The organism is Nitrospira sp., assembly GCA_030692565.1.
Lineage (GTDB): Bacteria > Nitrospirota > Nitrospiria > Nitrospirales > Nitrospiraceae > Nitrospira_D.
This window is the reverse complement of sequence record JAUYAO010000011.1, coordinates 25568-44266: the sequence shown is the minus strand read 5'-3', so window position 1 is coordinate 44266 and position 18699 is coordinate 25568. Positions and strand designations below refer to the sequence as shown.

Below are 18699 nucleotides of genomic sequence, written 5' to 3'. Positions count from 1 at the left end.
CCCATCTCCGTCGTCGTGATGGCGAAGGTCGAACCTGCAAGGTCATATTCCACCCAGATGTCTTGATAGTCATAGCTCTTGTGAAGCCCAAGCACATGTTCGTAGAAGGCCCGCGCCCGTTCCATGTTCGAGACCGGATAGACGGTGAAGGCGATCGAGGTGATCATAGGAAGAGTCCTTCGGTGAAATGAACCGAGCTGCATATCATGCAGGTGTTACATGGTTTCTAGCCGCATGTTCCAGCACCTGTTGGATATGGACGTCTACCTGCCTGAGTACTGACGGGGACACGGCATAGCCGTCGCTCTCGTAGGTGAGAATGGGCATGCCTTGCTGGATACTGAGCGGTTTGAGAATAGCCTCTGAAATCCGGTAGGGGAGGCAATTGAACGGCCCGATGACGAGCATGCCGTCGTACCCCTCATGGGCCGCTTCGAGTCCCTTGCCCACAATCGGGAGGAGTTCGCCATAAATGGCGGGCGAGACATGCTCGGCGCCTCTCTCGAAAATGGAGGCGACCGCGTTGGGAGCGGCTACCAGCAGACCGGTCTCGCGGAAGAGCGTGCGGTAATGTTCCTCCTCGCGCTGCAAGGTCTGGTAGGCCATCCACTGCTGAATATATTCTTTCCCTTCCGGCTCAAACATCCTCGTGCAGGCTTTGGCCAGGGCCATGCCGCCCGGCTTCATGCCCCAGGTGCCGGCCGTTTCCGCCATGGGATGATAGGCGATATAGAGAAACAGTTCGCTCAGATCGACCGGTTTGAGGATGATCCCCCGCTCGGCATAGAGGTCGCGCACTCCATCCATGAAAAATGAACTGAAGCGGGTAAAGAAGTCGCCGGCCACGACCACGCGCGGGCAGGTGTGCGGATCTTTGTTGCGCGGCAGCTGCGCCAGGCGCTCGACGAACGAGGGCAGCGTGGCATGGAATTCGTCGCGTGAGCGAGCTCCCTGGGCGAAGCGCTCCCATTCCTCCCTCAGCCGATCGAGGGAGCCCTGCTGTCCCACAACCCTGAGCACATGCTCGATCTCGACTAAAATGTCTGCGAGGATGACCGCCAGCGACAGATGCTGCGCCAGGACGATTTTACCGAAGCCGAGGTAGTCGTTCTCCGGCTGGGGACTGAACAGGAAGAGGTCGGTCAGCCGTTGTTCGGCGATGAACCGCTCAAAGTAGCCCATGTAGGCATCGGTGACGCAGGGCGCGCCGCCCTGCACCATGTGGAATCCCGCGATTTCTCCGGGCTGGCGTTGCTCATGGATCTGGAGCAGTTGGCCGATGCAGATCGGCAAGGGCAGGCATTCACGGCCGGAGGTGTGCTGCAGCCCCTTATCGAGTTGGGCCCGGTCCAGCGGAACGACCTGGCCAGGGTGGAGCCCGAGCCAGCCGGTCGCCAGGGCCAGCGATCTGGTGTGGTAGGGGGAGAAGTTCGGATAGTAGATCTTTACCCGGGGGTCCGTGAGCGGCACGGACTCGCCGTTCGATCGGATGACGCGGCCGCCCGCAACAAGCCGACAGGGAATGAAAGGGCTGGCGCCGACAGATTGCACGTCCCGGTAGTTGTGGATGATGTCCAGGAAGGCCTCCAGCCTGGTTTGAACTCCGGCATCGGCAGTGTGCGCGTCGATTTCGAGAACCAGGTAGGGTTTCGATCCCAATTCAGACGCGAGCATGGAGTGGGTGAACGCGTCGATGGTGCAGCTGAAATTGCTGACGCTCAAGAGAAATAAGTTGGGATGCTGCTTCGCGATGCCGACGGCATTTAAGATCATGTTCGCAAAGTGCCAGGAGGTGGGTCCCTCTCCCGATGACAGCAGGCAATCAGCCGGAATGACGGAGATCCCCATGCTGGAGAGTTTTTTTCCGACGGATTGCGAGGCTTCCGGGGTGAAGGCGTTGTAGCTGTGGCCGGCAAGTAAAATGGCCGGCTTGCCAGCCGCGATCGCGTCATCGAGCGCCTGTTTCCCGAGGTCACGGAGCGTACGCTCTGCGCCTGTCTGGGCCTGCACCGCGGCTGACCAGGCGCCGGTGGCAGCCTCGCGCTGGATTCCCAGTTCTGCCACAGCCATGTCGACCATGGCGGTGCAGGTCTCGTAACCGTTGATGAATTCCAAGACGGGCGAGAGTAAGCGGCGATCAGGAAAGGCCTTGGCCAGGAAATAGGGTCCGGCTTGCGTGATCGGGCAGAGATATGAATCTTTGCACTGGTTCGGGTGAGGCATGCGTACGACATGCGGGATGAAGATCAGGCCCACATCTTTCTTGACCAGGTCCAAGACGGCGCCGTGCGCAATCTGCGCAGGGAAGCAAAATCCCGATTGCGAACTGAGGTCCCCCCGCGGGTCCACGTCGGACAGCACGACCTCCATGCCCAGACGAGAAAAGAACGTGGAGTAGAGCGGAAACAGCGAGTGAGTCGTCAGGGCTCTGGGAATACCGATGCGGGTGCCGCTCGCCACCGCGTTGCCGTTGGAATGGCCCAGGGACTCACGCACAAAGGCCTTCGCGCTTTCATAGGCCGGCCCCACGCCCCAGGAGGTACGTTCCACCCGCTCGTGCTTCGGGATGGCTGCGGGCGAAGCGGGGGTGACCTGAAAGAGCACCTCGGCGCGTTTCTCGACCAGATCTTGAGCCGCGGCGGTCCTGGCCTTTCGTTTCCACACATTTTCATAGAGACTGCAGCGGCCCCCGAAGGGAAACCGGCGTCCTGCGACTTCGAACCGGTCGATGCTGCAGTACATCTTGCAGGCGCCACATGTGAATCGGCCGACGAGTTTCATCTCCGGTGCGCCGAGGGTGAGCAGATCGACGGTATGACCCGGCATCGCATCGGCTCGTTTCAATGCGAGGAGCCCGACCCCCAGCGCGCCGAGCAATTCCGGGCTGGGCGGAATCACGACCTGGCGGCCGACGCTGTGGGCGAAGGCATAGCCGACCGCGCGGTTCAGCGCGACGCCGCCTTGCAGAAATATTTTCTTTCCCACGTAACGCGGTCCCTTGACTCGATTCAGATAATTGTCGGCAATGGCATACACCAGTCCGGCGATGATGTTGTCGCGGGGATGGCCCTGTTGCTGGGCGAGGCGAATGTCGGAATTGATGAAGGCCGCGCAGGTCGCTTTGAAGTGCACCGGGGAGGGAGCGGCCAGCGCCAGGTCGGCGATGTCCGAGACGCTGATGCCGAGATCGCTGTGGGCGCTTTCTTCCAGGAAGGAGCCGGTGCCTGCCGAGCAGGCGTTATTCATGGCATAGTCGATAGGCACGCCGTTGCGCAGATAGATGTACTTGGAGTCCTGCCCGCCGATTTCGAAGATCGTATCCACGTCAGGATCGAAGTGTGTGGCGCCGGCTGCATGGGCCGAAATCTCGTTGTAGACGTATTCTGTGCCGAGGTAGGCGCCGGCCAGTTCCCTGGCCGAGCCTGTCGTGCCGATCAATCCGATCGGGCGATTGCCCACCTGTTCGATGAGCGCCTGGAGACATTCGCGGGTGGCCGCCACGGGATTTCCCTTCGTGCGTCCGTAATAGGAGGCCACCACCGCATGTGTCGAAGGGTCGAGCAGGATGGCTTTGGTGGTCGTCGAGCCCGCGTCGACTCCCAGGACCAGCGGCCCATCGGGAGGGGCTTGTCGGGGCGGGGTGGCGATCACTTGCACCTGTTCGCCATAGAGATGAAGCGGCGGGAGACGGCCGAGGCCAGGCTGCGCCGCAATCTTCGGGGCCATCTCGCTGGGTGAGTCCCGCACGAGCAGGGCGGTGCCCCAGGCTTCGAACCAGGCACTTTCCGGCGGTACCACAAATTCCGTGGACGGCAGTTTGGCCCGCAACGACGCCAGCATGGCCTCGTTGCGCGTGACACCGCCGATCAAGAGGACCCGTTTCAGGTCGCGCGGGCCTTTCTCCAGCAACGCAATCACTTTGTTGGACATGCTGTCGTGCAGCGTGTGGAGAATATCCTCGGGCGTGGCCTCGTTGCGGTTCAGCTTGTGGGTGATGTCCGATTTGCAATGGACCGAGCAGCGTGAGGCCAGCGGCACGACCTTGCCGCTGAAGGACCGCTGGATCGCTTCCTCCATGCCCAGTCCCATCCGGCCGATCTGTTGCACGAAAAACTCCCCGCTGCCCGCCGCGCATTTATTGTGGGACACGACATTGGTGATTCTGCCGTCCATGAGGAGATAGACGAGGAAGGATTCGCCGCCGAGCGAGGCCACCGCGTCAAACGTCCCGCCGACCTCGCGGAGCGCCCGCTGAACTGCCGCGACTTCGGATACATGCCCGAGCTGGCCGGACACACCGAAGTACTCCGCGTCGGCAAACTCCGGGCGGGCGAGCACCTCGGCGAGGATCTCCAGCGGGCGGCCTTGATGGGCCAGCACCGTGGCGGTCCTGACCTCACCACGAAGGGCTGCGACCTTCACCGTGAGTGCGCCGATATTTACGCCGACGTAGGACATGCGAGACCCTCCGGAATTGTGCGATCCTCTTAGACCGGCGGGATCTGGCTCAGAATCTCCCGCTCTGCGTCGAGCCAGTCCTCCATTGCATTGCCATGCCGATAACCCCGCTCGCTGTAGAGCTCATAGGCCCGCTTCGCGATGAGGATGTTCAGGTCACCACAGGGCGCCTGCGGTAGCACGTGAAACTTCTGCGTCGCCGTCTTTTTAGACGGCTGCTGTTGCTGGGGAACCGGTGCTTTGCGCTCCTGCTTGGTCGTGCTGATGGTGACGGACTTCATGGCTGTTTCCTCCTTGGATTATAGGAATGACACACCCGGAGACAGCCCTGCTTCCGGGGCGGTCCCCGGGAAGGGAACGAATGGATGGTCGAGACAGGTCAAGGGGAACGCCGGCCGCCGGTCGATCCGCCGCAGCGTTTCGGCAATGCGTTCCGGCTTGCCCCAGTCGCTCCAGAGCACGCCGGTGAGTTCGATCACCGCAAGGTGGTCCGGGACGCGTTGCAGCAGGTCGGACGAGAGATTGTGCATCGGCAGATCGTGATACATGGCGTTCAGGAGCCGCGTTTCTTCCGGCCCTCCGATGGCCTGTCCCAATTGCTCAAAGCGCCGCATCATATCCGGCAGGCATTGCCAGCCGAGCTTCCACAGCGCATCAACTTTTGCGGCCAACACCAGCGTGTTCCAGAGCGCGCCTGCCCGCAACGCGGCATCGGCCTGGGCGGCATTGGGTTTTTCCAGAAACGAGCGAACGGTCTGCACCGGTTCGCCGTCCCGGCTCTCGAGGGGGCGGCCGGGCTGGATCCATCCGTAGTCCAGTTCCAGGCGATCAGGGGCGACGCCCAGCATCACTACCCGATCCGTGCGCGACTCGGCGACCCGGACCGCGCGCCGGACCGCGTCGAGGAACCGGTCTTCGGGATAGACGAAATGATCCGACGGGTAGAGCACGACGGTGGCCTCCGGGGCCCTGGCGCGGATATAGGTCAGCGGCAGGAACACGCCGGCCGCCGTATCGCGATTGGCGGGTTGAAAGAGGATGGTGCCGCCCCGCCGGTCTCCCCATTGTGCGAGCGCATCATGCCGATGGCTGCGCGCGACGACGGCGACCATGCGGTCCGCCGGTGTGAGCCGGCTTGCCCGATCCAGCGTGTGTTGAAACATGGAGCGTGTGCCGACGAAGGCGCAATACTGCTTGGGTGTGGGCCGGCCCAGCCACCGATGCACGAAGGCGCTCATCCGCGAGCCTTCCCCGCCTGCCAGGATAATCGACCAGAGCTGATCCGATGTGTTGTGCGGACTCACGATGTCGCCCTCCTGATCGTCACGGTCAAGAATGTTTCACCGAGTGATGCCGGTTTCCGCTCCGTGCGGCCGACCTGTGCGTGGAGGCCCGGCCGGCGGTCTTGCGCGCCGGCGCGCGATGTCATCGCATTGTTCCTCCCTCACGCAGGTACTGCCGAACAGTCTTCTGGACCTTTACCAAACATTTCGGACAGTAAGTGTGCGTCAGAGAGAAATCCGCCAGATTCCCTCCATGTATCTTTTGATAGGCCCGTTGCGCGACCCAGCGCCCGTGCTGAGGACGACCTCCCGCTTCGTCTCGAATGAATCCGCAGATGCAACAGACAGGGAGCAGCTGCGGTGCGATGTACAGAGTGCTCATCGAAGCGGAAGGCGCGCGAGGAGCATTCTGCATGGACAGTCCTTCGCGAGACATGTGCCACCTCCTTCATTCACCCGGCCAGCAGGAAACAGATATGTGGTCATATGGCGGAACCGATCGCGGATCTGATGGGGAGATCATGGCGATTCGTAGCCGTTTGTGAAACTGGGGAACTCACCAGTTCCTCCAGAGCAATGTACTAGTGCCACAATCGCTGGAGTGAGGATGAGAGAGGATCTGGGGCGATCGCCGGAGAGCCGGACATGCGTCCGGTGTCACGCCTGCACGACTGGAATAAGTGGAATGAGGTGAAGGCATCGCAAGAGGAATGACCGGGATAGCCTGCCGGCGGCTGGGCGCGTGCTCAGTGTAGGTGCGTCCCGGATTCAGACCGATATGTTTTGCTGTGCTTCGAAGGGGGAGTGGGAGCGAGCGAGAGGGTGTAGTCTAACGAGTCCGGTCGCTGGACGGTCACGATGCCTTCACGATTGAGCCGATCGATGGCGGCAAACACCTGGTTCCAAGAATAGTAGGGTAAACGTTCGTTGAGTTCCTCCAGTGTGCAAGGGCCGCCCCGTCCAAGTTCCCGGCGGATGGCCGACTCAAGAGAGTCTGTCTGAAGCATAGGATCTCCCGCGCGATATAACAGGATGTATTCTCGCTCACCTTGTACGACAGGCGCCGGACCGGGCACACTCGGAGAAACCCTGGTTCTGGATTGAGACCTTACTAGTGCCGGTCCGGCCGCGGTTGTCTCGCTTGCTGGAAAGGGGGAAAGAGCCTAGACTCCGATTTCTGACCGGCTTTTCATCGACACGTGTGTACGATGCCGGGTTCTCCGTCCGCTTCGGGGAGAAGATTCTGTGGCCAAGGTACGAAAGCAGACGAGCAAGAAGACCCCTGCAAAGATCGGCGCCAAGCCCAAGGGTGCCAAGAAGAAACGCGGTGCCCTGCCCCTTCCTTCCGTGCAACCAGCTCCATCGGCTGGCCTGCCACCAGAACCGCTCGGGTTCCTGATCGTCGGGATCGGGGCCTCCGCCGGCGGGTTGGAAGCCATGGAAGAGTTCTTCCGCCACATGCCTCCCGCCAGCGGGATGGCCTTCGTGGTGGTGTCGCACCAGCATGCGGGCCATGTCAGTCTCCTGCCGAGCCTGCTCAGTAAATGCACCGCAATGCCGGTGGTGGAGATCAAGGACGGGATGGCGGTGGAGCCCAATGGCGTCTATATGGCGCCGGGGGGCACCAACCTGGCGATCCTGCACGGCATCCTGCACCTCATGGGGCCGCCCTCACAGGATCGCGTGCCCCTGCCCATCGACTACTTCTTCCGTTCGCTGGCGGAAGACCAGAAGCACAGAGCCGTCGGGATCGTTCTGTCCGGGACCGGCAGCGACGGCACCGTGGGGTTGCGCGCGATCAAGGCCGAGTCCGGCATGACGATCGCGCAGGAGCCGCAGTCTGCCAAGTATCAGAACATGCCGCGCAGCGCCATCAGCTCCGAGGTGATCGATGTGGTCCAGCCGCCGGGGCAGATGGCGGAGCCGTTGCGCGCCTATGCGCGCAGCTCAACGAAACCGGCGCTGCCGCTCCCTGAAGGAGACGGCTCTCAGACGCTGCGCAAGCTCTTCATCCTCTTGCGCGATCGGACCGGGAACGATTTCTCCCTCTACAAAGAGAACACGATTCAGCGGCGCCTCGAACGCCGGATGAACGTGCACCAGATCGAAAATCTGAAGTCGTATCTCCGGTTTGTGCTGTCGAATCCGCATGAGCTCGATGCCCTGTTTCAGGAACTGCTCATCGGGGTTACCAGCTTCTTTCGCGATCCCCAGGCCTTCGAGGTCCTTGAACAGAAAGTGTTGCCTGCTCTGGTGGAGGGCAAGCCGGAGGGCACGACCCTGCGCCTGTGGGTCGCCGGCTGCTCGACCGGAGAAGAGGCCTATTCGCTCGCCATCCTGCTTCGTGAGTACCTGACGGAGAAGAAGCTCCGGCTCACCGTCCAGATTTTCGCCTCCGATCTCGACAGCCGGGCCATTGACCAGGCCCGCGCCGGCCTCTATCCGGTCGGCATCGCCGGGGACCTCACCCCGGTGCGCCTACAGCGGTTCTTTACCAAGGAAGACAGCGGGTACCGAGTCAAGACGGAGATTCGTGATCTGGTCGTGTTTGCCACGCATAACATCCTGACCGATGCCCCCTTTACGAAACTGGACCTCCTGTCCTGTCGCAATCTCCTGATCTATCTGGACGCCCAGGCGCAACACAAAATCCTGCCGTTGTTCCACTACGCCTTGAAGCCGAACGGCATCCTGTTTCTCGGTACGTCCGAAGCGGTCGGGGAGTTCGACTCGCTCTTTACCGTCATCGACCGGAAATGGAAGCTGTTCAGGCGGACGGCGGAACCAGCGACGTTTCCTCACCTGGAACGGTTTCCTCATGGATTGATGCAAGGGGGCACCGAGACCCGCGCGGAGGCCGAGGTGCCTCTTCCCACCACGCGCCCCGCCCCGATTGCCGATCTCATCCAGCAGCTGTTGGTCTCGCGCTACGCGCCGTCGGCGGTCCTCGTGAACGGTCGGGGTGAGGTCGTCTACACCCACGGCCACACCGGTTCCTATCTTGAGCCGGCGCCCGGCCCGGCGACACACCGCGTGGTGGAGATGGCGCGGGAAGGATTGCGACACGAACTGGCGACCGCGCTCCATCGGGCGGCCAGCCAGAAGGACGAAATTCTGCGCCGCAACGTGCAGGTGAAGACTAGCGACGGCGCCATCCTGGTCAACCTGGCCGTCAAGAGAATTGTCGAGCCGGAGGCCCTCCAGGGTCTATTTCTCGTAACGTTTGACCAGGTGCGGGAGGAGAAGCCCGCCGTAGGGAAGGGCGCACCGGCGCGAACGGCCGCACCAATGAAGAAAGGGGAGTCCCGGCTCTTGCAGGAACTGGAGTTCACGAAGCAACGGTTGCAACACACGATCGAGGAACAGCAAACCTCCAATGAGGAGCTGAAGTCCGCCAACGAGGAATTGCAGTCCACCAACGAAGAGCTGCAAAGTACCAACGAGGAACTGGAGACGGCGAAGGAAGAGATGCAATCCCTCAATGAAGAACTGGTGACCGTCAATTCCGAGCTCCAGGGCAAGCTCGACGACCTCTCGGACGCGCACGACGATCTGCAGAATCTCTTGAACAGCACGGAGGTCGCCACCATTTTTCTGGACAATGAGCTGCGCATCAAACGGTTCACGTCGGAGGCGAAGCGGGTAAGCTGCCTGATGGCCGTCGATGTCGGGCGCCCCCTGTCGGACATCGTCTCGAAGCTGAGCTATGACCGGCTGTCGGAGGATGCGCGGGACGTGCTCCAGACGCTCACCGTCAAGGAGCGGCAAGTCCGGGCGACCGACGGGAGCTGGTTTGTCATGCGGATTCTGCCCTATCGGACCACCAAGAACACTATTGAGGGGCTCGTGCTGACGTTTCAGGACATCACCCGGTTGAAGAAATCCGAGCAGGTCGTCCAGGCCGCGCGCAGCTTGGCCGTCAGCATCGTTGAGACGATACGCGAACCTCTGCTTGTGATGGACGACCAGCTTCGCGTGGTCTCGGCCAACCAGGCCTTCTACCGGATGTTTCAGGTAACGCCGCGCGAGGTCGAGCAGCAGCTCATCTACCACCTCTGCAACGGGGCCTGGAACCTGCCAGACTTACGCCATCTGCTGGAAGAGATTCTGCCGAAGAACCGCTCGTTCCAGGACTTTATCGTGGACCAGACGTTCCCCCAGATCGGACGTCGGGTATTGGCACTCAATGGCCGTCGAGTCGAGCAGGAGGCGGCGCAACCGGGCCGAATTTTGTTAGCCATGGAAGAGGTGAGGGGGCCTGGCGGGAAGGCCGAGGAGTAGGCTGAAGGGGGGAAGGTCGGAGTCCCGAATACTTCGGCCTTTCCCCCTTCAGCCTTGAGACCGCCTGTCTTAAGAAGGGTGTTCAGATGGCCAAGAAACCAGACGGATCCACGAAGGACACAGCGCTTCGCCTGCAGGCGGAAGAACGGCTGCACGTCACGAACCGTGACGTGGTGGCCATGCCGGTCAAGGATGTGCAACAGCTGGTGCACGAGCTGCAAGTCCATCAGATCGAGCTGGAGATGCAGAACGACGAGCTGCGCCGGACCCAGGTGGCACTCGAAGTGGCGCGCGACCGTTATGTGGCTCTCTACGATTTTTCCCCCGCCGGCCATCTCACGCTGGATCGGGACGGCACAATCGTGGAGGCCAGTCTGAGGGCCGGGATGCTGCTTGGCCTCAACCGGAATGAGCTGATCGAACAACCGCTCACGCGCTTCGTGGCAGCGGAGGATCAGGACCGGCTCTATCGGCATGTTCAGGAGGTTCTGAAGACCGGTACCCGACAGAACTGTGAGATGCATATCCGGAAAAAGGCCGGCGCCGCCGATTGCGTCTATCTGGAGAGCCTCGCGGTCCACGAAGAGCCGGGACGCATCACGCATTGGCGGACGTCGCTCCTGGACATCAGTGATCGCAAACGGGCTGAGCAGGAGCTCGAAACACAACGGACGCAACTTGAGGCGATTATCGGGTCGGCGATGGACGCCATCATTACGGTTGATGAGCAGGAGCATGTGGTGCTTTTCAATCGCGCGGCAGAGTCTATGTTCGGCTGCCGGGCCGCCGAGGCGATCGGACAGCCGCTCGACCGGTTCATTCCGGAACGGTACAGAGAGGCGCATCACGGTCATATGAGCCGCTTTGCCAAGAGCGGTGCGCCCTCCCGTGCGATGCAGAGAGAAGGCACCTTGTTCGGTCTGCGAGCGAACGGAGAGGAGTTTCCCCTCGAGGCCTCAATCTCCCGGGTTCTGGTCGCCGGCAAGACGCTCTTCACCGTGATTCTGCGCGATGTCACGGAGCGGAAGCGGGCGGAGCAAGAGCAACACCGGCTCATTGAGGATCTGACTCAGTCGCAACAACACTTTCAAGCTCTTTTCAACTGGACTCCCTCCGCTGTCGGGATCAGTACCCTGCCAGAAGGCCGGTTTTGCGATGTGAATGAGGGATTTAGCCGGTTGACTGGGTACACGCGAGAGGAAGTAATAGGTCGCACGACTCTGGAGTTGGGGCTCTGGGCCAATCCATCGAAGCGCGCGTCTGTGCTCCAGGAAATTCAGGAACGGGGCCGTCTCCACAATCGGGAAGGGTTGCTCCGGACCAAGTCCGGAGAGATTCGGACGATCATGGTCTCTGTCGAGCCGATCCAACTCGGGTCCATTCCCTGCCTGATCTATCTGGGGCATGACATTACCGACCGGAAGCGGACAGAGGATGAATTGGTTGAACGCGCGCGCTTGTCGGGCTTTGTCGCCGAGGCGAGCCTCGCGTTGAATCGAGACAAGCCTCTCAATGTCCTGCTCCAGCAATTGACCGACACCATCGTCACGCGTTTGGGATACGCCTTTGCAAGAATCTGGACGATGGGGCCTGGAGACCTCTGTGAGCACTGTCACAAGGTAGAATGGTGCCAGGACCGGACCGAGTGCCTTCATCTTACAGCCAGCGCCGGGCTTTCGGTGAATCGTAACGGTGAATTCCGCCGCGTCCCCTTGGGGGCCCTGAAGATCGGACAAATTGCTCAGGGCGCCGGTGCAATAATCTCGAACGACATCCTTCAGGACGACCGCCTGCCGAACAAGCAGTGGATGCGCGAGAACGGCTTGCAATCGTTTGCCGGGTATCCGCTCGTCGTCGAAGGCCGTGTGTTCGGTGTGCTCGCACTGTTCGGGACTCACGCGTCATCCCCTCTGACGCTGCAAGCCCTCGAATCCGTCTGCCACGGGTTGGCGACGGCCATTGCACGCAAGCGGGCTGAAAATTCCTTGCGGGATCAAGAGCGCGAATTCCATCTCTTAGCGGACAACGTCCCGGCGTTCTATGCGTATATCGATACTGAATTACGGTATGGCTTTATGAATAAGCGGCATGAAGAGTTTTTCGGACGACCCGTCTCGGACATGGTAGGGAAGCTTGTCAAGGACGTGGTGGGTGAGATCAATTTCGACGAGTTCGAACCGTACCTCCGGGAGGCCTTAGCAGGTCAGGCGGTGTCGTTTATGTATCCGATGGTTTTACCGAATGGCAATGCTCGCTGGATGAGCACGCAGTATATGCCTGATGGCGACGACGCCGGCCTGGTCAGAGGGATTTTGGCCTTGTCCACCGATGTGACGGCCCAGAAACAGGCCGAGCTGGCGCTTCAGCAGAGCCAGTCCGTACTCCGGGAAAATCGAGAAGAGCTCCAAGCGCTCACGGAAAAATTGTTGACGGCGCAGGAGCAGGAGCGTAAGCGGATCGCGCGCGACCTGCACGACGACTTCAATCAGCGGCTAGCGGCGCTGGCGGTCGAACTGGAGACGATTGAGCGTAGCTCAATCGTCCATCTTCCTGAGCCGATTCTCCGGCAGCTCGCGAGAATTCATGCCGGCATCGGGCGGCTGTCCGACGATCTGCACGATCTGGCGTACAATCTACATCCCTCGTTGCTCGATCACGTCGGCTTGGAGGTGGCCATGCGAGACCATATCGCCGAATTTACGAAACGGACAGGGGTGCCGGTGACGTTTACAGCCCGCGAGGCGCCGAAGGCGCTTTCACCGGACGTGAAAACCAATCTATTCCGCGTCATGCAGGAGAGTCTCCAGAATGTGTTCAAACATGCCCAGGCGAACCATGTGACGGTCAGACTGAGCGGATCGTCCAAGGGGGTCGGCGTGTCGGTGCGCGATAACGGCAAGGGGTTCGACCTTGAGGGCAAGGACGCTCGCAAGAAAGGACTCGGTTTGGTGAGCATGCAGGAACGCGCGCGTCTCTTGGGCGGGTTTCTCCGCGTCCACTCCCTTCCGGCGGATGGGACGAAGGTCTGTGTCTGGGTTCCCCGCTCTCAGGAGGGCGCATGAAGAAGCCGCGCGTCCTCATGGCCGACGACCACTCGCTGATCCTGGCCGGCTTGCGGAAGCTGGTGGAGGCTGAGTGTGATGTGGTCGGCGCCGTGGAGGACGGCCGGGCGCTGGTGGAGGCGGCGCAGAGACTGCGGCCGGACCTGATCCTTCTGGACATCTCGATGCCGCTCTTGAACGGGTTTGACGCGGCCCGCCAGCTCAGGAAGCTCGTTCCTGAAAGCAAAGTCATCTTTCTGACCATGCATGCCAGTCCGACCTATGCGACCGAGGCCTTTCAGGCCGGAGCCTCCGGATATCTCCTCAAACGTTCCGCCGCGTCGGAGCTTGGTCTGGCGATCAAGGCCGTCCTCCAAGGCCAACATTATCTCACGCCCTCGCTGACGAAGGATGTGCTGGAATCGGTCCTGAAGCCATCCACCGGCGAGGCAGCCAAGGTTGCATCCGCCGCGCTCACCGACCGCCAGCGGGAGGTATTGCAGCTCGTCGCTGAAGGCCACGGCACGAAGGCGATTGCCACGATCCTCAATGTCTCGGTGAAAACGGTGGAGTTCCATAAGTCCCGCGTCATGCAGCAGCTGGACCTTCATACCACCGCCGATTTGACCAAGTATGCCATCACCCACGGCATCACCGGCCTCTAACAGGCAGGATGCTGAAAAAGCCCGCCAGCTTCGTTCTCGCCTTGAAAACATCCTCAACGTAGCCCAGAGGCTACGCCTCCGGTATTTTCATCGGTTGCGGCCTTGCTGGCGGGCTTTTTGAGCATCCTGCTTACCCTCAGTTCCTCCACCTTCCTCCATCCCTCATGACCATGAAGCTCTGGTAGGATTGCTCCTCGCCGCCAGGGAATTCCCTAGTTCCAGCCCCCCTCTATGGAGCCTACGATATCCTCGTGTTCTGTGGGCTGGAGGGTATTGATCCATGGCTAGACCTCGCATCTTACTTGCCGATGATCACCCGGATCTGCTGATGGCCTTGCGGGACCTCGTAGGCGAATTGGGCGAGGTGGTCGGAGCGGTGACGGATGGGCAGTCGCTCGTGCAAGCCGCGCAACGGTTGAAGCCGGACATTATTTTCACCGACATCTCGATGCCCAGGATGAATGGCCTCGAGGCCACGCGGGCGCTCCAGGCGTGCCTGCCGCAGAGCCGGGTCATTATCTTAACGAGCCATCAGGAGCCGGCATTTGTGACCGTGGCATTCGCTGCGGGGGCTCGCGGCTACGTTCTCAAGAAAACGGCGCTTCACGCGGAACTGGCTCAAGCCCTGCTGCATGTGCTCGCGGGTGATCGGTATGTCGGGCTGGGGGTGGGAGGGGAGCAGGAGCTTGGGGGCGGCGCGTTAACCTCGGGGTCTGTTCCGGTCTGAACGGCCGCCGATGCGCTGAGGGTTTCTCGCGGGTTGAATTGGTGACGGTGCGATGCACGTGCGGGAGGGAGATGTGCGATGAGGATCGAGACGATGATCCAGCAGGTCTATGACGCACTGGAGCAGCGCGGCACCGATTGTCCGCTCGAAGAGGTCGGTGCGCTGTGTCCGCATCTCAGCTGGAACGAGGTCTTTCTTGCGGTCGACTATCTCAGCCGGAGCGGGCAGATTCGCATGACCCTGGACGACGGCAGGACGTATAGGGTCCAGGCCATTCACGCCCCGGTGGTGCAGGTGTGACATGGTCCATCAGGCCGGCGGGAAGTCGAGCGAGGAGAGTGGCGGCCTTTGTCGATCCAGGGCCTTCGTTCAAGCGACGGCTGGCGGGGGGGGCGGTGAGTGGACAGGGGGACCTGCGTCGAGGCGGCGATACGGAGGGGAAAAAATGAAAGAGGCTTCAGGAAGTCCGGAGGTGAGTATGGACAGCGCGGCCACTCAGCTGAGCCGCGAAGCGACGAGTGCGGCCGCCTGCACCCATAGCCGGCTGATCGACAACGTCATGACCAGAGCCGGCAAGTGGACGGGTAAAGTCGAGTGCCGCGAGTGCGGTGCCAGGTTCGATGATCCCTACAGGGGATTGAAGTAAAGGGACTTTCGGCCGCCGACGGTGTCATCCGGGCCGACCCTCCAACCCTCCGCCGCTGTCAACGTGATCGAAGGGGCATGGATCGAGTCATCCCGTCCTACGCCAGATACGCCGCCACAATTCCCGACAACACGATCCCGTCGAACGTGCCGGCTTCGCCGATGCTGGCGATGCCGGTGGAGATTTTGGACACGTCGCGAAGGTGGAGCAGATCCGCGCCGATGAGCGGGCCCAGCAGGCCGGCGGCGAAGGCGACAGGTGGGGCCTGGTCCGGCACCAGGAGCAAGGCGCTCATCGCGGCGATCAGGGGAGGAAAGAGCCCCGGCATCGCGATGTCGATCCCTTCGATCGGTTGCGCCATCCAGTAGCAGACCATGGTGTTCACGAAGATCGCCAGGAGCAATCCGGAGAGCGGTTGCAGGCCTGCCGCCACCAGGTGGAATATCTCATACATGGAATATTTCATACACCGCCAGTGCGACCGGAATCACGCAGCCTCCGACATTGACGGCGATGATCGTTTCCCGGCGGACACGCATGGTCGAAGGCCATCGACCGGCCAATCCGAACACGGCCAGCGGGTCTGCCGCCATCGACTCCGTCCGGGGAATCCGTTTCACCGGGATATTGACCGGACTGCCGAGGAACATCCCGATCACAATGAGCAGCGCGGTCGTCGAATCGAGGTTGAGCTTGATCAAGGCCACGGTGAATAGTGGCCCGAACACAAACGGGAGCATCGCCAGCAACAGCAGAAAGAGCAGCAGCGGCAGCAGGATCGGGATGCTCAGCGGTGGCTTGTCGTTATTCATGGCCGCTTGTCCACGCTGTGCGTTTTGATGGCCGTGAGGCGACAATCGAGATCTTGCCAGTGGGTGCCGGGCCAAAACACGCGGCGGCACTGAGGGCATTGGAGAAATGCTCGATACTGCTCCGCGACAAAGGGAGGAACGAGAGAAGCAGCTTCGTCATGCGAGATGGCGGTGATGGCGACATTGCAGTCCGCACAGCGATACGCTCGTTGGTGAGTCAGGTGAAGGTCTATCGCGAGGTCCCGGTGGAGTTGGCGCAACTGGCCGTCGACGTCATCAGCGGCAAGGAGCGTATGACGGCCGCGGAGAAGCTTCCGTAGGACCAGGCGACGATCGCGGGTGAGCAGCCATCGGTTCTCGCGTAGGGCCCGTTCGACTAAGGCCTCGTCCGTGATCGCCTTGTCGTAGGCCGTGTCATAGCCGAGTATGCGCAGCCAGCGAGCCAGGCGGCCGAGCATGGCATCGGCCATGAAACGTATGACCGGCTGATTGGGCTGTCGCATGTCCATAGGGAGGAGTGCCCTGCCTAACTTCGCGTGCGATTATGATTCGGCCAGAATCCCACTCCGTGGATTGCCATCCGCTGTCCGTCGATGGTGACGCGGGCCCCGAGAAATGTCTCTGCCAGCCAGGCGCTGGTCAGGACGTGATCGGTCACGCTGGGTATGATGAACCGGCTGTCGCCTTCTGCCAAGGCCGCAAAGGGGATGATCTGATCCGCGGCGAACCGGTCCAGCGTCGCGCCGGAGGTGAGATCTTCAAGCAACTGTCCGGCGGCGCGCTTGCCGATGGACTCTGCGGTTCTTCGCAAGGCGCCCGCCCGGTCCGCCCCGAGCCGCACCGCGCCTTCTTCATCGGCAAAGAGCGCCAGCGCGGCGCCGCGCTGCAATGACTCTGTGTCGTTCAGAATGTCGATATCGGCCCGATGGCCAGCCTCGGCGAGAGTATCTTGTGCCGCGTCCGCCATCCGGCGGCTCACGTGCCGTTCTTCCAGATGCGAAGAGAGCGCGATCCCCCACAAGCGTATCACCGGGCCTGCATCCTCTCTGGCGATGGCCTGCAAGGGCTTGCTGAGGGGTGTGACTACGAGTCTGAGTATGCCGTCGCCGCGGGGCAGGTAGCCGGGACGGCCTATCTCAACTTCGGCATGAAGTCCCATCTGGCGCAGGATCGGGAGGAGCACGTGTTGGAGATGAAAGAAGGACGGGGCAAAATCCTGGAAGAGGCCGCCGCGCAGTTCGACGGTGATCGGTGAAGCCGCGAAGGCCAGGACCGGGAGGATGCCGAGGGCAAGCATGGTCGTCGAGCCGGCTGAGCCGATGTCCCAATGATAATGTCGTCCGGTTTTGAGAGGGCCGGGATGGAACGTGAATTCCTGCGAGCCTTGCGTCAGCCCCTCCGTGTGACCGTTGACGAGTTCGGCGATGGCTTCCACAACCCGGATATGTTGCGGCCGTAATCCTGGCTTCTCCCGCTTTGCGCGGGCCTGGACCACATGGATGGCCCGGCCAGTCAGGGCGGCGAAGGCGACTGCCTGCCTGACGATCGAACCACTGCCGGAATAGCGGGACCCGTCAATCGTTAACATGGCTCGACCAGTCGGTAAATAGCTCACCTGTCTGATGTCTCAAGGTAGACTTCGCCTATTGAAGCTGGTTTGCCGGCGCAGTAGAGACTCAGAATGTCAGCACTTTGTCCGAGTCCATGACCCATTGGGCCAGCTGGCTCATCGTGCTGGCCGCGATGCCTTCGATCAGGGCCAGTTTGTCCAGTCCCCGCGCCTCCACGCAGGTTCCGCACGCCTTGATTTGCCCTTGCTTATGGATGATCGCTTTAAGCATCCGTTCGATGTTGTAGTAACCCTGCGGCGTGGTTTGGCCAGGCAGGGCTGCGTTCACAGCATCTGCCATCAGAAACACCCGCACCTCCGCCTCAGCATGCTCCTGTTGCAACTTCATGGCCAGCCGGAGTGCGTTGTATACGTTCTCGGACCCATACGGAGCCTCGTTCAGAATAAAGAGAATCTTCATAGTTCACCTCACTTCCTTGAAGAAGGCGAGAGGCCCGAGGCTAGAGGCAAGTGGTTGAAGCTGTGCTCCCGTGCCCATAGCCTATTGCCCCTCGCCCCTAGCCTGTTCAACTTTCCTGGCACTGAGGACGACAAACGCACCATCGCGGGAGCCGTCGCGAACCTCCAGGTTCTTTGTTGCACTCTCACTGGGATCACCTAACAGGGTCTGACAGAATCGCAGCGAACCGAAGCCAGCTTCTTCCACCCGGTCAGCCACGTCCGCGACCGAATAGAACCGCGCATCTCGGTAAAACGTGCTCGTGTCCTTGCGCGCTTCGTACAACCTGCCACGCTCACTCTCCCGGTTGATGAACCCGATGATGAGTTGTCCGTCTGTCTTCAATACCCGCCTGAGTTCCCGGAACAAGGCCGGGACATCGTCCACGAAACAGATGACGGTGACGAGCAGGACCAGATCAAATTGCCGATCGCGGAAGGGCATCCGCTCGCCTATGGCCTGGCAGACTTGGATGCCACGCCTTCGGGCGACTTGGAGCATCGCGCGGCTCGGGTCAAGCCCAAACTGGACGCCGAGCGGCAGGGCAAAGCGCCCGGTCCCCACCCCGACGTCGATGCCCATGCCAGTGGCAGGAACAAACTTCCGGAGTGCTGCGAGTTCGGCCTGATAGACCGGCTCGTGCCCATCGAACCAGTCGTCATATTGCTGCGTCTGCTGGTCAAAGACCGTCACGACGGGCATCTGCGGCTGCCTCCC

17 protein-coding genes are annotated in these 18699 nt (G+C 61.3%); 6 read left to right on the top strand and 11 right to left on the bottom strand.

Annotated elements, in window-relative coordinates; all coding sequences use genetic code 11:
* Window positions 1–204: 204 nt before the first annotated feature.
* The 5 genes from Q8N04_03040 to Q8N04_03020 all read right to left on the bottom strand — a co-directional run bounded on the left by Q8N04_03040 (window position 205) and on the right by Q8N04_03020 (window position 6748).
* Window positions 205–4458: an acyl-CoA dehydratase activase gene (locus Q8N04_03040; GenBank protein MDP3089626.1), complete on the bottom strand. Its 4254-nt coding sequence runs from the start codon at window positions 4456–4458 to the stop codon at window positions 205–207.
* 29 nt (window positions 4459–4487) lie between these two features.
* On the bottom strand, window positions 4488–4739 hold the full coding sequence (locus Q8N04_03035) for a DUF2934 domain-containing protein (protein MDP3089625.1): 252 nt from the start codon (window positions 4737–4739) through the stop codon (window positions 4488–4490).
* 18 nt (window positions 4740–4757) lie between these two features.
* Window positions 4758–5762, bottom strand: a complete 1005-nt coding sequence (locus Q8N04_03030) for a sugar phosphate nucleotidyltransferase (protein ID MDP3089624.1) — start codon at window positions 5760–5762, stop codon at window positions 4758–4760.
* Window positions 5759–5887, bottom strand: coding sequence for a hypothetical protein (locus Q8N04_03025; GenBank protein ID MDP3089623.1), 129 nt, complete (start codon window positions 5885–5887; stop codon window positions 5759–5761). Before Q8N04_03025 ends, Q8N04_03030 begins: the two co-directional genes overlap by 4 nt.
* A 600-nt stretch (window positions 5888–6487) precedes the next feature.
* Window positions 6488–6748, bottom strand: a complete 261-nt coding sequence (locus Q8N04_03020; GenBank protein MDP3089622.1) for a hypothetical protein — start codon at window positions 6746–6748, stop codon at window positions 6488–6490.
* A 238-nt stretch (window positions 6749–6986) separates the two neighbouring features.
* On the opposite strand from Q8N04_03020, the gene Q8N04_03015 reads away from it, so the two are divergent.
* From Q8N04_03015 to Q8N04_02990, 6 genes are all read left to right on the top strand, one after another.
* Complete coding sequence (locus Q8N04_03015) at window positions 6987–10022, top strand: CheR family methyltransferase (GenBank protein MDP3089621.1); 3036 nt, start codon at window positions 6987–6989, stop codon at window positions 10020–10022.
* An 86-nt stretch (window positions 10023–10108) separates the two neighbouring features.
* On the top strand, window positions 10109–13084 hold the full coding sequence (locus Q8N04_03010) for a PAS domain S-box protein (GenBank protein ID MDP3089620.1): 2976 nt from the start codon (window positions 10109–10111) through the stop codon (window positions 13082–13084).
* The gene (locus Q8N04_03005) at window positions 13081–13728 is read left to right on the top strand and encodes a response regulator transcription factor (GenBank protein MDP3089619.1); all 648 of its coding nucleotides are present in this window, start codon (window positions 13081–13083) and stop codon (window positions 13726–13728) included. Before Q8N04_03010 ends, Q8N04_03005 begins: the two co-directional genes overlap by 4 nt.
* A gap of 280 nt (window positions 13729–14008) precedes the next feature.
* Window positions 14009–14455, top strand: a complete 447-nt coding sequence (locus tag Q8N04_03000; GenBank protein ID MDP3089618.1) for a response regulator transcription factor — start codon at window positions 14009–14011, stop codon at window positions 14453–14455.
* A 78-nt stretch (window positions 14456–14533) separates the two neighbouring features.
* A complete protein-coding gene (locus Q8N04_02995; protein ID MDP3089617.1) occupies window positions 14534–14755 on the top strand; it encodes a hypothetical protein in 222 nt (73 codons plus the stop codon).
* A 145-nt stretch (window positions 14756–14900) separates the two neighbouring features.
* Complete coding sequence (locus Q8N04_02990; protein MDP3089616.1) at window positions 14901–15101, top strand: hypothetical protein; 201 nt, start codon at window positions 14901–14903, stop codon at window positions 15099–15101.
* Window positions 15102–15198: 97 nt separating this feature from the next.
* Here the strand turns inward: Q8N04_02990 and Q8N04_02985 are convergent, their stop codons facing one another.
* The 6 genes from Q8N04_02985 to Q8N04_02960 all read right to left on the bottom strand — a co-directional run bounded on the left by Q8N04_02985 (window position 15199) and on the right by Q8N04_02960 (window position 18684).
* Complete coding sequence (locus tag Q8N04_02985; protein ID MDP3089615.1) at window positions 15199–15555, bottom strand: DUF1614 domain-containing protein; 357 nt, start codon at window positions 15553–15555, stop codon at window positions 15199–15201.
* The gene (locus tag Q8N04_02980) at window positions 15548–15913 is read right to left on the bottom strand and encodes a DUF1614 domain-containing protein (protein ID MDP3089614.1); all 366 of its coding nucleotides are present in this window, start codon (window positions 15911–15913) and stop codon (window positions 15548–15550) included. The genes Q8N04_02985 and Q8N04_02980 overlap by 8 nt, the downstream gene beginning before the upstream one ends.
* Entirely contained in the window at window positions 15910–16422 is a 513-nt protein-coding gene (locus tag Q8N04_02975; GenBank protein ID MDP3089613.1) for a Mut7-C RNAse domain-containing protein, read from the bottom strand. Before Q8N04_02975 ends, Q8N04_02980 begins: the two co-directional genes overlap by 4 nt.
* Window positions 16423–16439: 17 nt before the next feature.
* Window positions 16440–17501, bottom strand: coding sequence for an RNA 3'-terminal phosphate cyclase (rtcA, locus tag Q8N04_02970; GenBank protein MDP3089612.1), 1062 nt, complete (start codon window positions 17499–17501; stop codon window positions 16440–16442).
* Between the two features lie 88 nt (window positions 17502–17589).
* Window positions 17590–17943 (bottom strand): DsrE family protein, encoded by a 354-nt coding sequence (locus Q8N04_02965; protein ID MDP3089611.1) that lies wholly within the window; start codon window positions 17941–17943, stop codon window positions 17590–17592.
* Window positions 17944–18024: 81 nt separating this feature from the next.
* A complete protein-coding gene (locus tag Q8N04_02960) occupies window positions 18025–18684 on the bottom strand; it encodes a class I SAM-dependent methyltransferase (GenBank protein MDP3089610.1) in 660 nt (219 codons plus the stop codon).
* Window positions 18685–18699 lie beyond the last annotated feature (15 nt).

Excerpts from the sequence above, each read along its gene's own strand:
- Q8N04_02965 (MDP3089611.1), bottom strand. The coding sequence starts at position 17,943 with ATGAAGATTCTCTTTATTCTGAACGAGGCTCCGTATGGGTCCGAGAAC.
- Q8N04_02980 (MDP3089614.1), bottom strand. The coding sequence starts at position 15,913 with ATGAATAACGACAAGCCACCGCTGAGCATCCCGATCCTGCTGCCGCTG.
- Q8N04_02975 (MDP3089613.1), bottom strand. The coding sequence starts at position 16,422 with ATGGACATGCGACAGCCCAATCAGCCGGTCATACGTTTCATGGCCGAT.
- Q8N04_02995 (MDP3089617.1), top strand. The coding sequence starts at position 14,534 with ATGAGGATCGAGACGATGATCCAGCAGGTCTATGACGCACTGGAGCAG.
- Q8N04_03025 (MDP3089623.1), bottom strand. The coding sequence starts at position 5,887 with ATGACATCGCGCGCCGGCGCGCAAGACCGCCGGCCGGGCCTCCACGCA.
- Q8N04_03020 (MDP3089622.1), bottom strand. The coding sequence starts at position 6,748 with ATGCTTCAGACAGACTCTCTTGAGTCGGCCATCCGCCGGGAACTTGGA.
- Q8N04_03010 (MDP3089620.1), top strand. The coding sequence starts at position 10,109 with ATGGCCAAGAAACCAGACGGATCCACGAAGGACACAGCGCTTCGCCTG.
- rtcA (MDP3089612.1), bottom strand. The coding sequence starts at position 17,501 with ATGTTAACGATTGACGGGTCCCGCTATTCCGGCAGTGGTTCGATCGTC.
- Q8N04_02990 (MDP3089616.1), top strand. The coding sequence starts at position 14,901 with ATGAAAGAGGCTTCAGGAAGTCCGGAGGTGAGTATGGACAGCGCGGCC.
- Q8N04_03005 (MDP3089619.1), top strand. The coding sequence starts at position 13,081 with ATGAAGAAGCCGCGCGTCCTCATGGCCGACGACCACTCGCTGATCCTG.
- Q8N04_03040 (MDP3089626.1), bottom strand. The coding sequence starts at position 4,458 with ATGTCCTACGTCGGCGTAAATATCGGCGCACTCACGGTGAAGGTCGCA.
- Q8N04_03000 (MDP3089618.1), top strand. The coding sequence starts at position 14,009 with ATGGCTAGACCTCGCATCTTACTTGCCGATGATCACCCGGATCTGCTG.
- Q8N04_02985 (MDP3089615.1), bottom strand. The coding sequence starts at position 15,555 with ATGTATGAGATATTCCACCTGGTGGCGGCAGGCCTGCAACCGCTCTCC.
- Q8N04_02960 (MDP3089610.1), bottom strand. The coding sequence starts at position 18,684 with ATGCCCGTCGTGACGGTCTTTGACCAGCAGACGCAGCAATATGACGAC.
- Q8N04_03035 (MDP3089625.1), bottom strand. The coding sequence starts at position 4,739 with ATGAAGTCCGTCACCATCAGCACGACCAAGCAGGAGCGCAAAGCACCG.